The organism is Pseudomonas sp. BP11-1-1 (assembly GCF_052112105.1).
Taxonomy (GTDB): Bacteria; Pseudomonadota; Gammaproteobacteria; order Pseudomonadales; family Pseudomonadaceae; genus Aquipseudomonas; species Aquipseudomonas alvandae.
In genome coordinates this window covers 220,493-234,550 of record NZ_JAUTYU010000002.1, presented here as the reverse complement: position 1 = coordinate 234,550, position 14,058 = coordinate 220,493, and the positions used below count along the sequence as shown (strand labels likewise).

The 14,058-nt window shown below is 60.9% G+C and carries 13 protein-coding genes; 5 read left to right on the top strand and 8 right to left on the bottom strand.

Annotation, left to right across the window (positions count from 1 at the left end; translation table 11 throughout):
• The first annotated feature begins 35 nt into the window (after positions 1–35).
• Positions 36–524: an Lrp/AsnC ligand binding domain-containing protein gene (locus Q7C33_RS04615; protein ID WP_003206849.1), complete on the top strand. Its 489-nt coding sequence runs from the start codon at positions 36–38 to the stop codon at positions 522–524.
• 133 nt (positions 525–657) lie between these two features.
• On the opposite strand, the gene Q7C33_RS04610 is transcribed toward Q7C33_RS04615, so the two are convergent.
• Positions 658–1,011, bottom strand: a complete 354-nt coding sequence (locus tag Q7C33_RS04610; protein ID WP_030138200.1) for a YkgJ family cysteine cluster protein — start codon at positions 1,009–1,011, stop codon at positions 658–660.
• Positions 1,012–1,157: 146 nt separating this feature from the next.
• Between Q7C33_RS04610 and Q7C33_RS04605 the strand changes: the two genes are divergently transcribed.
• A complete protein-coding gene (locus tag Q7C33_RS04605) occupies positions 1,158–2,471 on the top strand; it encodes an NAD(P)/FAD-dependent oxidoreductase (RefSeq protein ID WP_407682916.1) in 1,314 nt (437 codons plus the stop codon).
• A gap of 175 nt (positions 2,472–2,646) precedes the next feature.
• Here Q7C33_RS04605 and Q7C33_RS04600 read toward each other — a convergent pair whose 3' ends face one another.
• A complete protein-coding gene (locus tag Q7C33_RS04600; protein ID WP_030138202.1) occupies positions 2,647–2,892 on the bottom strand; it encodes a DUF1127 domain-containing protein in 246 nt (81 codons plus the stop codon).
• A gap of 178 nt (positions 2,893–3,070) precedes the next feature.
• Here Q7C33_RS04600 and Q7C33_RS04595 point away from each other — a divergent pair, with 178 nt between their 5' ends.
• The gene (locus Q7C33_RS04595; RefSeq protein WP_407682915.1) at positions 3,071–4,501 is read left to right on the top strand and encodes an aminotransferase-like domain-containing protein; all 1,431 of its coding nucleotides are present in this window, start codon (positions 3,071–3,073) and stop codon (positions 4,499–4,501) included.
• Between the two features lie 34 nt (positions 4,502–4,535).
• Here the strand turns inward: Q7C33_RS04595 and Q7C33_RS04590 are convergent, their stop codons facing one another.
• The 3 genes from Q7C33_RS04590 to Q7C33_RS04580 all read right to left on the bottom strand — a co-directional run bounded on the left by Q7C33_RS04590 (position 4,536) and on the right by Q7C33_RS04580 (position 8,538).
• Entirely contained in the window at positions 4,536–6,953 is a 2,418-nt protein-coding gene (locus Q7C33_RS04590) for a fimbria/pilus outer membrane usher protein (RefSeq protein WP_407682914.1), read from the bottom strand.
• Positions 6,953–7,657, bottom strand: a complete 705-nt coding sequence (locus Q7C33_RS04585; RefSeq protein ID WP_033864412.1) for a fimbria/pilus chaperone family protein — start codon at positions 7,655–7,657, stop codon at positions 6,953–6,955. The genes Q7C33_RS04590 and Q7C33_RS04585 overlap by 1 nt, the downstream gene beginning before the upstream one ends.
• Before the next feature lie 131 nt (positions 7,658–7,788).
• Positions 7,789–8,538 carry a DUF1120 domain-containing protein gene (locus Q7C33_RS04580; RefSeq protein WP_334598520.1) on the bottom strand — a complete coding sequence of 250 codons (750 nt, stop codon included), beginning with the start codon at positions 8,536–8,538 and terminating at the stop codon, positions 7,789–7,791.
• 175 nt (positions 8,539–8,713) lie between these two features.
• Between Q7C33_RS04580 and Q7C33_RS04575 the strand changes: the two genes are divergently transcribed.
• Positions 8,714–10,282 carry a phospholipase D family protein gene (locus Q7C33_RS04575; RefSeq protein ID WP_217860626.1) on the top strand — a complete coding sequence of 523 codons (1,569 nt, stop codon included), beginning with the start codon at positions 8,714–8,716 and terminating at the stop codon, positions 10,280–10,282.
• A gap of 42 nt (positions 10,283–10,324) precedes the next feature.
• Here Q7C33_RS04575 and Q7C33_RS04570 read toward each other — a convergent pair whose 3' ends face one another.
• Together Q7C33_RS04570 and Q7C33_RS04565 are read right to left on the bottom strand one after the other, a co-directional pair.
• A complete protein-coding gene (locus Q7C33_RS04570; RefSeq protein ID WP_407682913.1) occupies positions 10,325–11,467 on the bottom strand; it encodes an MFS transporter in 1,143 nt (380 codons plus the stop codon).
• 162 nt (positions 11,468–11,629) lie between these two features.
• The gene (locus Q7C33_RS04565) at positions 11,630–13,123 is read right to left on the bottom strand and encodes an aldehyde dehydrogenase (RefSeq protein WP_407682912.1); all 1,494 of its coding nucleotides are present in this window, start codon (positions 13,121–13,123) and stop codon (positions 11,630–11,632) included.
• Between the two features lie 231 nt (positions 13,124–13,354).
• Here Q7C33_RS04565 and Q7C33_RS04560 point away from each other — a divergent pair, with 231 nt between their 5' ends.
• Positions 13,355–13,717, top strand: coding sequence for a cupin domain-containing protein (locus tag Q7C33_RS04560; RefSeq protein WP_030138210.1), 363 nt, complete (start codon positions 13,355–13,357; stop codon positions 13,715–13,717).
• A 184-nt stretch (positions 13,718–13,901) separates the two neighbouring features.
• On the opposite strand, the gene rpmG is transcribed toward Q7C33_RS04560, so the two are convergent.
• Positions 13,902–14,057 carry a 50S ribosomal protein L33 gene (rpmG, locus tag Q7C33_RS04555; RefSeq protein WP_003177274.1) on the bottom strand — a complete coding sequence of 52 codons (156 nt, stop codon included), beginning with the start codon at positions 14,055–14,057 and terminating at the stop codon, positions 13,902–13,904.
• Position 14,058: the final 1 nt, after the last annotated feature.

Below are 14,058 nucleotides of genomic sequence, written 5' to 3'. Positions count from 1 at the left end.
TCGGCAAGAACCCTTTTCACGGAGGCGCATCACCTGTGCGGACCAACACTCAGACCAAACGCGAGCTGGACAAGATCGACCGCAACATCCTGCGCATCCTTCAGGCGGACGGGCGAATTTCCTTCACCGAACTGGGCGAAAAGGTCGGCCTCTCCACCACGCCGTGCACGGAGCGGGTGCGACGGCTGGAGCGCGAAGGCATCATCATGGGCTACAACGCCCGGCTCAATCCGCAACACCTGAAGGGTAGCCTGCTGGTGTTCGTCGAGATCAGCCTGGACTACAAATCCGGCGACACCTTCGAAGAGTTCCGACGCGCGGTGCTGAAATTGCCTCATGTGCTCGAATGTCACCTCGTGTCGGGGGACTTCGACTATCTGGTGAAGGCACGGATCTCCGAGATGGCCTCGTACCGCAAGCTACTGGGCGACATCCTGCTCAAGCTGCCCCATGTGCGCGAGTCCAAGAGCTACATCGTGATGGAAGAGGTGAAAGAGAGCCTGAACCTGCCGATTCCGGATTGAGTCTGGCTCCAGGCCGCTATCGCGAGCAAGCTCGCTCCCACACAGGTAGGTGGCGAACGCTTTCTTGCGAACAACGGAGATCCCTTGTGGGAGCGAGCTTGCTCGCGAAGGCGGCGACTCGGTGCCCGGGCGATTAGACCAACACCTGCCGAGTGCTGGCCATGTACTCATGGATCTGCTTCTCGACGCGCGGATGGATCAACTCCACCGGCCGCCGGCCATTGGGGCACGGCAAGGTCGCCGTGGTGCCGAACAGCCGGCAGATCAGCGGCCGCTCGTCATATACGGTGCAACCGTTCGGCCCCAGGTGTACGCAATCGAGCGCTTCCATCGCCGCGTCCTGCTCGGCGCGGGTCTTGCGCGGCAGGCGGGCCATTTCCTCGGGCGAGGTGGTCACCGGACCGCAGCAGTCGTGGCAGCCCGGAACGCACTCAAACGTCGGGATCTGCTGACGCAACGTGCGGATTTTTTGACTGTTGCAGCTCATCGAGGCGATTACCGGATCGGGACAGCCCCGGATTCTGCCTTAAAAACCGCAGGCCAGACAGCACCAGCCGACCAGTGTTGCCGACCGGGGAAAGCACGGCTTATGCTCCGTAAAATTTCTCAAACACAAAAATCAGGATTACGCACATGAACGCCCGTGTTCAGCAACCTGTCCCCAGCCACGCGCACGCCGCCTCTTATTACGCCGCCAGCAGCCTGCCGCAGCCGGACCATCCGGCGTTGCAAGGCGAGTTGGTAGCGGACGTCTGCGTGGTGGGCGGCGGGTTCTCCGGGTTGAACACAGCCATCGAACTGGCCGAGCGCGGGATGAGCGTGGTCCTGCTTGAAGCACACAAAATCGGCTGGGGCGCCAGCGGACGCAACGGCGGCCAGCTGATTCGCGGCGTTGGCCACGGTCTCGATCAGTTCGCTCCTGTCGTCGGCACCGAGGGCGTCCGTCAGATGAAACTGATGGGGCTCGAGGCGGTGGAAATCGTCCGACAGCGGGTCGAGCGTTTTCAGATTGCTTGCGACCTGACCTGGGGTTATTGCGACCTCGCCAACAAACCCGGCGACCTCGAGGGCTTTGCCGAAGACGGCGAAGAGCTCCGCAGCCTGGGCTATCGCTACGAGACCCGGCTGCTGCAGGCCGATGAGATGCACAGCGTGGTGGGCTCGGACCGCTACGTTGGTGGCCTGATCGACATGGGCTCGGGGCATCTGCATCCGCTCAACCTGGCGCTGGGCGAAGCGGCCGCTGCGCAACAACTGGGGGTCCGACTGTTCGAGGGATCGGCTGTTACCCGCATTGACTATGGGCCGCAGGTGAAAATCCACACCTCTCAAGGTTCGGTCCGCGCCAATACCCTGGTGCTGGGCTGCAACGCCTATCTCAACGGCCTGAACCAGGAATTGAGTGGAAAAGTATTGCCCGCCGGCAGCTACATCATCGCCACCGAACCACTGAGCGAAGCCCAGGCTCAAGCCCTGTTGCCGCAGAATATGGCCGTCTGTGACCAACGAGTGGCATTGGATTACTACCGACTTTCGGCAGATCGGCGCTTGTTGTTCGGCGGCGCTTGTCATTATTCGGGGCGTGATCCGCAGGACATTGGCGCTTATATGCGTCCGAAAATGCTCAAGGTGTTCCCGCAACTGGCGGACGTGAAAATCGATTATCAGTGGGGCGGGATGATTGGCATCGGCGCCAATCGCCTGCCGCAGATTGGCAGGCTGAAAGACCAGCCGAACGTGTATTACGCCCAGGCCTATTCCGGTCATGGCGTGAACGCCACACACCTGGCGGGCAAACTGTTGGCTGAGGCGATCAGCGGACAGCAGGACGGCGGTTTCGACCTGTTTGCCCGGGTACCGCACATGACCTTCCCGGGCGGCAAGCATTTGCGCTCGCCATTGCTGGCGCTGGGGATGTTGTGGCATCGGTTGAAAGAGTTGGTCTAACCATTGAATACTAACCAATGGAACCAGGCGCCTATCAGTGTGGCGAGGGGATTTATCCCCGCTGGGCTGCGAAGCAGACCCAAGGCAATCTCCCTGACACTTCACGGTGTCAGGTTTTAGGGCCGCTTCGCACCCCAGCGGGGATAAATCCCCTCGCCACTAGGCCCTGTGCGATTCAAAGCCGCCAGAACGGCTTCAGGCCTTCCGCCCGTGCCTGCTCCCGACTTAGCCCGATGTCACGCAACTGTTCGGTCGACAGGTCCAGCAAGGCTTTGCGTGTATGCAAACGATGCCAGAACAGGCCCCAGCGACTCAGGTCGGCTGGAGCATTGCGCAAATCCCCGCTACGCAGCCCCTTCTCCTGCCCCGCCGCCAGTTCCTGACTGTGTAACGTCAGCCGCACATCGCTCAAGCCGTTCATTTTGATCGCTCCTGTTTACTTGGGTAGCCAGAGGTTTCATGATGCGCGGACGGCAAAAAACGATACAGATCCAACCAATATCTTTTACATGCATACAGATAGGCTATTTTCACGGCTGAATTGAAGTTTTTCAGCTCATCTGTATCGGTCGCTGCTTTCACCTGATCAGGACTACGCCATGACGCTCTACGTGAATCTCGCCGAGTTGCTCGGGACCCGCATCGAACAAGGCTTCTACCGCCCCGGCGACCGGCTGCCCTCGGTGCGAGCCTTGAGTACGGAACATGGCGTCAGCCTGAGCACCGTCCAGCAGGCCTACCGCGTGCTGGAAGACAACGGGCTGGCCACGCCGAAACCCAAATCAGGTTATTTCGTCCCGGTCAGCCGTGAGCTGCCGGACCTGCCGGCAATCGGCCGTCCAGCCCAGCGCCCGGTGGATATTTCCCAGTGGGACCAAGTGCTGGAACTGATACGCGCAATACCTCGCAAGGATGTGGTACAGCTGGGCCGTGGCATGCCGGATATCCATTCACCCACCATGAAACCGTTGCTGCGCAGCCTGGCGCAGATCAGCCGGCGACAAGACATGCCCGGTCTGTATTACGACAACATCTACGGCAACCTCCAGTTGCGCGAACAGATCGCCCGGCTATCCCTGGATTCCGGCTGCCAACTGACAGCCAACGACCTGATCGTCACCACCGGCTGTCACGAAGCGCTGTCGGTCAGCATTCGCGCGACCTGCGAACAGGGCGATATTGTCGCAGTGGATTCACCCAGCTTTCACGGCGCCATGCAGACGCTGAAGGGCCTGGGCATGAAAGCCCTCGAGATTCCCACCGACCCGCTCACGGGAATCAGCCTGGAGGCACTGGAGCTGGCATTGGAACAATGGCCAATCAAGGCCATACAGTTGACGCCCAGCTGCAACAACCCGCTGGGCTACATCATGCCGGAGGCCAATAAGCGCGCCTTGCTGACCTTGGCCCAGCGTTTCGACGTGGCCATTATCGAGGACGATGTGTACGGGGAATTGGCCGACACCTACCCGCGACCACGTACGATCAAATCCTTCGATGAAGATGGCCGCGTCCTGCTCTGCAGTTCTTTTTCCAAGACGTTGGCGCCAGGCCTGCGGGTCGGCTGGATTGCGCCCGGTCGGTACCTTGAGCGCGCGCTGCACATGAAGTACATCAGCACCGGTTCTACCGCGCCGCAGCCTCAGATCGCCATCGCGGAGTTCCTCAAGAACGGGCACTTCGAACCCCATCTTCGCCGCATGCGCACGCAATACCAGCGCAATCGCGACGTAATGATGGATTGGGTGAGCCGGTACTTTCCCCAAGGCACCCGCGCCAGCCGCCCCCGTGGCAGCTTCATGCTCTGGGTCGAGCTGCCCGAGGGTTTCGACACGCTGAAGCTCAATCGCGTGCTGCATGACCAAGGTGTACAGATCGCCGTCGGCAGCATCTTTTCGGCGTCAGGCAAATACCGCAACTGCCTGCGCATGAACTACGCGGCCAAGCCCACGGCGCAGATCGAAGACGCCGTGCGCAAGGTCGGCACAGCAGCCAGCCGACTGCTGGCGGACATGCCCGATGGCTCCTGAGCGTTGCGTGCCAACATCCAAGGCACCGCTGGGCTCAGCCTTCCTGGCAAACCACCTCAAGACGGTCATAGGGTTCGGTTGAAGCGGGTAATTGGCGGGTATCGAATTCCAGACGGCAGATTCGCTCATCGGCACGTGTCACGTTGAGCCGAACCACGTCGGGGGCATCCTCCAGGTAGACCAGGCCAGCGTCGACTACCGTCGTCAGGTACTGCCCTTCATGGTCATAGACGCCCAAGCCTTTCGCCACGGGCGTCCCTTCTTCGTTGCGCACGTACAGCATCAGACGGCGAACCATGCCGGCCTGGAAGTCGAGCCGCGGCACCGCGCCACGCGCGGCGCGTACTTCTTGGAAACCGTTAGGTACCTCGACGTTGCCCGGCAAGCTCACCGTGTCGATTTCAATGCGGCTCGCCTGGTAGGCCGGCAACGCGGCCGCCACTGCACGCCCCGCGCCGTCGGTCCAGACGGGCCCCTGGGAAGTGCCAATCTTGATTCCCGCAGAGTCGCCGACCTTGAGCAGGCCAAACGTGTCGCGCAGCGGATACGGCGAAGGCGTAACGCCCTCCTCATGCAAAGCCAGCCCGCCGCGCAACGCCAAGTCATAATGGCGCGCTCCCGCGCTGGTCTGGGCATATCCCAGTTCGGCGCTGGTGTAACGGGGCAAGGCGTTAAGCCTGGCATTGAGGTCGTTCCGGCCAGCGGCGGAACGATCGGCACCGATGCTGTAACCCAGGCTGTCACTGACCTGCTCGGTATAGCGCGCGCCCGTACGCAATCCTCTAGAGTCATCATGGCGAGTAGAAATGCTCAGCCTTCGATTGCGTCCCAAGGGCACGCCAATATTGGCGAACACACCGGTCCGGCCTGCCTGTTCAGCCCGGTCATGCTCGACACTCAACGAAAACGTCGCCCAGTCGAATGCCCGTGACCATGCCGTACTGATGCGCGAATTGCCGTTCCCGCCCGCGCCTTTGTAGCGAGTCAGCGATCCGCTGACTGCTCCCCACGACGAATCCGCCCGCCTCAGCGATAGACTCCAGTGATGGGTCGCCCGGGCAAGCGGATCACCAACGGCAGGGTCGAGACTCGCCTCGGACAGATATCGAAACCCGGAACTGCGCTGGCCGGCCGTCAGTCCGACGGTTAGCCCAGCGCCCGCCACGGTGTTGAGCGTAGCCTGCATTTCTTGGCCACGGGTGCCTTGCGCCGTGCGTGAACCGAGTTGCTGCAGGCCCAGTATTGTCGTTCGGGTCAATGCCTGTGAGATCCCCCAGCCCATGGACTGGTAACCTTCGGCCCCCATCCACCCTGCGCTTGTCTGGGTCTGCGGTCCCCATCGCCAGTCCCGGCTGGCAGCAAAGAAAGCCGGCGTGTCACGCTCGCTCCCAGGGAACTGCCTGATCTTGCCTGCCGCCAGCCCATAACTGGACACAGCCCCGAGCCTTACCGGACGCACATCCGCGGCGGGCACATGAAAGTCGCGACGTTCGCCGTTCTCTTCAAACACGCTGACTTCCAAGTCCACCCGGTCACTGATCAACGGTAAATCGCGCAGTGTGAACGGCCCCGCGGGCACCAACGTGGTGTAGATTACTATTGCGCTCTGGCGGACCTCGACCCTGGCCGTCGAATAGGCCAGCCCGTGGACCAGCGACCCGCCCCCCAGTCCATCCGCACCCGCCGAAAGCGCATTTTCAGGAAAGATTTGCACACCCGTGAAAGGTCCTGTGGAAAACAACGGCGAACGCATATTCAACTGGCCCAGTTGAATATGCGCATCGAAGCGCTCCCACGTCTTGGATGCCTGGGTGTACAACGTCTCGAAACGCGTTACTCCCTGGAATGACGTGTAGTTCTGACGACTGCGGACCACCCAGTCTCCCGCGTTGAAGCCCAGTTCGGTGCCAACGCTGCGATAGGCGCTGGACTGGCCGGCGGCGGAGCCGGCAATGACTAGCGCGTCGTAGTTCAATACGCCGGCCATCCCACCCGAATCCCAGCTTCCACGGCTCTCGGTGGGCCTCAAGAGCCAGTCTGCGGGGACCACCAGATGCACAAGGTTTTGCCCTGGATCAAGCCGCACCTGAGCGCCGGCCAACCCTTGGTCAACAGACACGCACTGCGGATCGTCATCGCCGGGATACGCATTAAGCGACGCGGCAATCCCCGCGCGCTCAAGCAGGTTCGCATCGAGGCACAACTGCCCTTCGCCATCGAACATTGCCATGACCTGCCCGGATGGAATGCCATTGACGCTCAAGGCGACACGATGGCGTCCAGCAGCAAAGCGTGCGGCGCGGCGAAAATATTCGGCAACATCCGGGTCGACTCCCCGCGCCCGCAGCACCGAGCGGTCAAATTCAGCGGATGCTTGTGCCGAGGCTTCGGCCCGGGCAGTCGACATCAAGACCAGGCTGCCGACGAGCCGCCAAAGGACACCCGGGCGCATTATTGCAGGCTCAAGCGAGCGTCATGACTGGCAGCCGCGAACCCGTAAGTGGTGGCTGGAAACAACCGCACATGGGTGCCCAGGCTCGAGGGGGTGGTGAACGTCAACGTTTCCCCGGGCAAAATATAGGTACGCCCCAGATCAAGTGTCGTACCGCCTGGAATCAAACTCACTGATCTTGCCAGCCTCACGACGTAGGGGCTGGGATTGCTCACGCTGACCTGCCCGGTCTTGGCGCTCCAGACCAGTCGCGTCCAAGGCATTCGCTCAATCGCCAGGTGCGCCGGACGAATAATGACCGGAATGTTCTGACGCACGCCCATGGAAATCTGTGCGCCACCCGCCGCTGGACGCGCCTTGATACCCTCGAACACCACGCGTTTGAGGCGCTCCGTCTGCAAAGGAGCGCGACTGTGCAGGATAAAACGCACCTGCTGGCTCTGCCCGGGTTCGACCCGAGCCACGGGCGGATTGACCAGAAGCAACGGCTCCGAGTCTTCTGGAACATCCAAGACAGAGCTGTAAAGCAGCGCCGGTCGTTCATCGGTGTTCTTGATATTCAGAGTCGCCTCACCCTTGCCCTGGTCGACAATCACTACCGGCGTTTCCGGGACCATTCCAGCGGCCTGGGCGCCGGAGGCTATAAATGGCAGGCACAACGCCGCCACCGTGTTCAATACCGGTAAGCAATTTCGCAAAAACATGGAAATCTCCAGAAGCACCGACCGAGACATGCCTGGCATGTCCCGTCGGCAGCAAACCAACCCGCCGGAGCGCAGACCTTCAGGTCACTGCAGGCCTTTCAAACGCTCACGACGCTCCGTCACTTCAGGCGTCAGAGGTAAAACACATCGAACGTGACCGAACCATCAAGATCGAACTCATCCGTAGTCGGCGGCAACTCGGAAGTGGCACGGATGGCCGCGGCGACTTTCATCGGCAACGTGTGAAGACGAGCAGGAGCAGGGCCGGATGCCGAGCTTGAACCCCAGGAGTAAGTCGTCGGCGAATTGGTAATCAAACCATTGGTCGGAACACTCCAGCTCGGATTGGCCAGCGTTCGCGCCAGCAGAATCTGCGGAACGCCGTCAGTCCGCGGCAAGCCACTCAACAGACCGAAACCACCGATTCCAACCCCTTGGGTGCTGCCCAGGCCGTAATACAGTTCGTCGCCCGAACGACCATTGAAAGCCAGACCGGGCACCTTGGATGCACCGCGATTATCGGTGACGGCGATCTCCACGGATGCCGGGGCGCTACAGGTGATTTGCAGACTGATATCCCGCGGGGGAAGATCGTTCTGCCTGTCGGGAGCCAGGGCCGAAGAGAAAATCCGACCTAGATTGACATCGCTACCGCCGGCAAATGCCGGAATGCAGGATGTCGGGATAACTCGGCCTGTCACGTTCAAATCAACACTGGCCGCCTGGGCGATCAAGGGTGTAGAGGCAACGGCCAAGCAGGTGGCCAAGAGTCGTTTTTTCATAGTCACGTACCTGCAAAAGAGAAAGGGATACAGCCATGCAATGGCATCGGGGAAAGAGAACCAACCACCCCCTGCCAATGCCTGCGTATCGTTGCTCATCAGGTAGGATTTTTATGTAGGAAAAGACCTTGCAAGGATCTGGCTTTTTCAACATGGCTTGTGGCTTTTCCAACTTCTGAAGCGGGTTCCCACAGCCTGAGGCGTCGTATCCCGCAAACAGGATGAATCACAAAGCCATGCCATACTTCCTCGCAACGATCCGGGACGACTTGATTTGAGACCACATCTGGCCCTGCCTTTCGCTCTGCTGCTTGCTGCGCTTCTCTGCGGCTGTACGAGCCTGGACATTACTCGCGAGCCCAGCCAGGCATTGCCAGCGGCGAGTTCGGCATTTGGTCGCTCGGTCCAGGCGCAAGCCGCGCCTCATGAGGGTCGCTCGGGTTTTCGCCTGTTGTCGGACAGCACCGAGGCCTTCACCGCCCGTGCCGAATTGATCCGCAACGCCCAAAGCAGCCTGGACTTGCAGTACTACATCGTCCACGACGGCATCAGCACGCGAATGCTCGTGGATGAATTGCTCAAGGCCGCCGACCGGGGCGTGCGCGTGCGCATCCTGCTGGATGACACCACCAGTGACGGCCAGGATCAGATCATCGCGACGCTCGCCGCGCACCCAAACATCCAGATCCGCCTGTTCAACCCTTTGCATCTTGGCCGAGCGACCGGCGTGACCCGCAGCCTTGGACGCCTGTTCGACCTGTCATTGCAGCATCGCAGGATGCACAACAAGTTGTGGCTGGCGGACAACAGCATGGCGATTGTCGGAGGTCGCAACCTGGGGGATGAGTACTTCGATGCCGAACCCAACCTCAACTTCACCGACATCGACCTGCTCGGCGTCGGTCCGGTGGCTGAACAATTGGGGCACAGCTTCGATCAGTACTGGAACAGCGCGCTGAGCAAGCCCATCGAGCAATTCATGTCCCATCGGCCTACCGCCAAGGACTTGGCCAACAGCCGATTACGCCTGCAGGAGTCCCTGGAGCAGACGCACAAGGAAAACCACGCGCTGTACCAACAGTTGACTGCCTACAAGACCCAACCGCGCCTGGACACCTGGCGCAGCCAACTGACCTGGGCCTGGAACCAGGCATTGTGGGACGCGCCGAGTAAAGTCCTGGCGAAAGACGAGCCGGACCCGCAATTGTTGCTGACCACCCAACTGGGCCCGGAGCTGGCCGGCGTCAGCAAAGAACTGATCATGATCTCCGCCTATTTCGTGCCCGGCCAGCCAGGCCTGGTGTACCTGACCAGCCGCGCCGATGCCGGCGTGTCGGTGAGCCTGCTGACCAATTCCCTGGAAGCCACCGACGTGCCCGCCGTACATGGCGGCTATGCGCCGTATCGCAACGCCCTGTTGCAGCACGGCGTGCGCCTGTTCGAGCTGCGTCGACAACCGGGCGACACCGGCGGCAGCCCGCACCTGTTCTACAGCAAGTCCTACGGCGAATCGGACTCCAGCCTGCACAGCAAGGCGATCATCTTCGACCAGCAGAAATCGTTCATCGGCTCGTTCAATTTCGACCCGCGCTCAGTGCTATGGAATACCGAAGTCGGCGTCCTGGTAGACAGCCCGGAACTTGCCGGCCAGGTGCGCGAGCTGGCATTGCAGGGCATGGCGCCAACCCTGAGCTATCAGGCCCGCCTCGATGATGCCGGAAAGCTGATATGGACCACCGAAGACAATGGCAAGCTGCACGACCTGGACCGTGAGCCGGGCAGTTGGTGGCGCCGGTTCAATGCCTGGTTCGCCACGACGATCGGATTGGAGCGGATGCTATAGAGATTGACTGCTTTTCTGGTAGTCACAAGTCGCTTCTATCTTTCAGGCAGTCTGCGTCGCCCCGAACGCGCCTTGGCGCAGCAATAGAATCACCAATCCGAACGCCCCTGCCGCCATGAACAATGGCAACGCATGCCCGCTGACCCACTGGCTTCCCGCGCCTGCGATCAGCGGACCAACCAGGCACCCAATCCCCCACAGTTGGGCGATATGGGCATTGGCCCGTACCAACGCATCGTCACGATAACGCTCGCCGATCAGAATCAACGACAACGTGAACAGCCCGCCCGCGCTGGCACCAAACAGCACCCACAACGGCCAGATGAGAAGCGTGTCGATCAACAGCGGCACCGCCAGGCTCGAGAACATCAAGGCGACCGCGCACCCGGTAAACAGCGAACGGCGTGACAGGCGATCAGCCAAGGCGCCAATGGGCAGTTGCAGCAAGGCATCGCCGACCACCACGGTGCTGACCATCGCCAACGCAACATCCGCACTGAAACCCTGGCGCAAGCAATAGACCGGCAGCAACGTCAGGATCATCGCTTCGAAGGCGGCAAACAAGGACACGGCCCAGCCGATCGCCGGCAGGCCTCGACAAAAGCCCCACAAATCCTTGAGCGTGACACTGTTGGCTTCGCTGCTGGGCGCGCCACTGCGACCGAGCAACAACAAGGGCGCGCCCAGCAGTAGGCCGACGCCCACCCAGAAGCCGTAGTCGTGATCGGTGCCCAGCGCCCCCAGCAGCAACGGACCGGACAACTGGCTCAAGGCATAACTGCTGCCATACAGCGCTACCAACCGCCCGCGCCATCGCTCGATGACCAACTGATTGATCCAACTCTCGCCCAGAATGAATACAAGGGTCAGGACCACACCAATCACCAGCCGCAGCACCAACCAGACCGGATAGCTTGGCATCAGGGCCAACAACCCGATGGACAGCGCTCCGGCCCACAGGCACAAGCGCATCAGCGCCGCCGTGCCGAAGCGCGCCGCCAGCCGGCTCGACACCTTGGCCCCTACCAGCACGCCAACCGCCGGCATGGCCGCCATCACACCGATGGCGAACGAGCCATAACCCCAGCCTTCCAGGCGCAGCGACACCAGGGGCATGGTTACGCCCAAGGCCAGGCCGACACTCAGGACAGAAGCCAACACGGCGAAATAAGTCGCCCAACGCATTTCCACGCTCCTGTGGATTCAGATTTCAAGCCTTGCACACAGCAATGTGGGAGCGGGCTTGCTCGCGAAGGGGGAGTACCAGTCAACATAACCGTTGAATGTTAAACCGCCTTCGCGAGCAAGCCCGCTCCCACAAAGGATCAGCGCTGCATGAAGCCCCGGTCAGAGCTTGATCCAGGTCGCCTTCAGCTCGGTGTACTTGTCGAACGCATGCAGCGACTTGTCGCGACCGTTACCCGACTGCTTGAAGCCACCGAACGGCGCGGTCATGTCGCCACCGTCATATTGATTGACCCACACGCTGCCGGCGCGCAGTGCCTTGGCGGTCAGGTGAGCCTTGGAGATGTCCTTGGTCCATACCGCCGCCGCCAGGCCATAAGGCGTGTCGTTGGCGATCTGGATGGCTTCTTCGGCGCTGTCGAAGGCAATGACCGACAACACTGGGCCGAAAATCTCTTCCTGGGCGATTTTCATCGCGTTGCTCACGCCGTCGAAAATCGTCGGCTCGACATAGGTACCGCCGGTTTCCTCGAGGATCCGCTTACCGCCCGCCACCAGCTTGGCGCCATCGCTGTGACCGGCCTCGATGTAGGACAGCACGGTATTCATCTGCTGGGTATCGACCAGGGCTCCGACATTGGTGGCCGGGTCCAGCGGATTGCCGGGTTTCCAGCCCTTGAGCGCCTCGACCACCAGCGGCAGGAACGTATCCTTGATGGAGCGCTCCACCAACAGCCGCGAACCGGCGGTGCAGACTTCGCCCTGGTTGAAGGCAATGGCGCTGGCGGCGGATTCGGCGGCGGCTTGCAGATCCGGCGCATCGGCGAAGACGATGTTCGGGCTCTTGCCGCCGGCCTCCAGCCAGACGCGCTTCATGTTGGATTCGCCGGAATAGATCATCAATTGCTTGGCGATCTTGGTGGAGCCGGTGAACACCAGCGTATCGACATCCATGTGCAAGGCCAGGGCCTTGCCAACGGTGTGACCGTACCCCGGGAGGACGTTCAGCACGCCTTTCGGGATACCGGCCTCGATGGCCAGGGCAGCGATGCGAATCGCAGTCAGCGGGGATTTCTCGGAGGGCTTGAGCACCACCGAGTTGCCGGTGGACAGCGCCGGGCCGAGCTTCCAGCAAGCCATCATCAACGGGAAATTCCACGGCACGATCGCGCCCACGACACCAACCGGTTCGCGGGTCACCAGGCCCAACTGATCGCGGGGCGTAGCGGCCACTTCGTCGTAGATCTTGTCGATGGCTTCGCCGCTCCAGCTCAGCGCCTGGGCCGCGCCAGGAACGTCGATGTTCAGGGAGTCGCTGATTGGCTTGCCCATGTCCAGGGTTTCCAGCAGGGCCAGCTCTTCGGCGTTCTGCTTGAGCAGGCCGGCGAAACGAATCATGGTGGCCTTGCGCTTGCTCGGTGCCAGGCGCGACCAGACGCCGGAACTGAAAGTCGCACGAGCGTTTTCGACGGCGCGCTGGGCATCAGCCACGTCGCAACTGGCTATCTTGCCCAGCAGGCGGCCATCGACCGGGCTCAAACAATCAAAGGTTTCGCCGGACACCGCATCGGTGTATTCACCGTTGATGAAGGCGCGGCCTTCTATCTTCAGGTCGCGGGCGCGCTGTTCCCAGTCGGCACGAGTCAGGGTGGTCATGCGAGTGTCCTCCTCTTATTGGTAGGAACGCCGCGTCCCGCGCAGCGTTCAAGAATTCCTGCCGCGCCAGCCTGTTTACGGCGTTGTTTTCGGCACGGGCATCCACCACCCTAAACCAGCCGCTGGTAATGTTTCAATATATTTGACACAACCCAGGCAAACGGCCTTGCGATGTTCATTTTAATAAACATAGACTCGAGGCCTTCCAAGCCATCACCGGAGACCAAGCGCATGAGCATTCAGGACATCGTCGATTTTGGCCAGGCCAATACGCCCGCCGATCGTTATCGCCCGGACCCGGCCAAGGTACTCAAGGGCGATCCCGAACAAGCGGTGTTCAACCACTACAGCAGCCCCTGCGGGCAAATGAATGCCGGGGTCTGGGAAGGCGCCGTCGGCCAGTGGACGGTCAACTATACCGAGCATGAATACTGCGAGATCGTCCAAGGTGTCTCCGTACTGCGGGACAACGATGGCTACGCCAAGACCCTGCGGGCGGGCGATCGCTTCGTGATCCCGGCCGGGTTCAAGGGCACCTGGGAAGTGCTGGAACCGTGCCGCAAGATCTATGTGGTGTTTGAGCAGAAGGCTTGAGGATTTTGTGTTGCCTGGACTGGCCCCATCGCGAGCAAGCTCGCTCCCACACTGGACTGTGTGACGCCTGGACTCCTGTGGGAGCGAGCTTGCTCGCGATGAGGTCCTGACAGACAGAAAAAAGACAACAAAAAAGGCCCGTATCTCGCGATACGGGCCTTTTTCGTAAAGAGGGAAAAATCAATTACTTGATTTTGCCTTCCTTGTAGATCACGTGCTTGCGAACAACCGGATCATATTTCTTGATCTCGATTTTGTCCGGGGTAGTACGCTTGTTCTTGTCGGTAGTGTAGAAGTGACCAGTACCGGCGCTCGAGATCAAACGAATCAATTCACGCATG

Coding starts and splice junctions, on each gene's coding strand:
- Q7C33_RS04610 (WP_030138200.1), bottom strand. CDS start 1,011: ATGAGCTGCAACAGTCAAAAAATCCGCACGTTGCGTCAGCAGATCCCG.
- Q7C33_RS04605 (WP_407682916.1), top strand. CDS start 1,158: ATGAACGCCCGTGTTCAGCAACCTGTCCCCAGCCACGCGCACGCCGCC.
- Q7C33_RS04600 (WP_030138202.1), bottom strand. CDS start 2,892: ATGAACGGCTTGAGCGATGTGCGGCTGACGTTACACAGTCAGGAACTG.
- Q7C33_RS04595 (WP_407682915.1), top strand. CDS start 3,071: ATGACGCTCTACGTGAATCTCGCCGAGTTGCTCGGGACCCGCATCGAA.
- Q7C33_RS04590 (WP_407682914.1), bottom strand. CDS start 6,953: ATGCGCCCGGGTGTCCTTTGGCGGCTCGTCGGCAGCCTGGTCTTGATG.
- Q7C33_RS04585 (WP_033864412.1), bottom strand. CDS start 7,657: ATGTTTTTGCGAAATTGCTTACCGGTATTGAACACGGTGGCGGCGTTG.
- Q7C33_RS04580 (WP_334598520.1), bottom strand. CDS start 8,538: ATGAGCAACGATACGCAGGCATTGGCAGGGGGTGGTTGGTTCTCTTTC.
- Q7C33_RS04570 (WP_407682913.1), bottom strand. CDS start 11,467: ATGCGTTGGGCGACTTATTTCGCCGTGTTGGCTTCTGTCCTGAGTGTC.
- Q7C33_RS04565 (WP_407682912.1), bottom strand. CDS start 13,123: ATGACCACCCTGACTCGTGCCGACTGGGAACAGCGCGCCCGCGACCTG.
- Q7C33_RS04560 (WP_030138210.1), top strand. CDS start 13,355: ATGAGCATTCAGGACATCGTCGATTTTGGCCAGGCCAATACGCCCGCC.
- rpmG (WP_003177274.1), bottom strand. CDS start 14,057: ATGCGTGAATTGATTCGTTTGATCTCGAGCGCCGGTACTGGTCACTTC.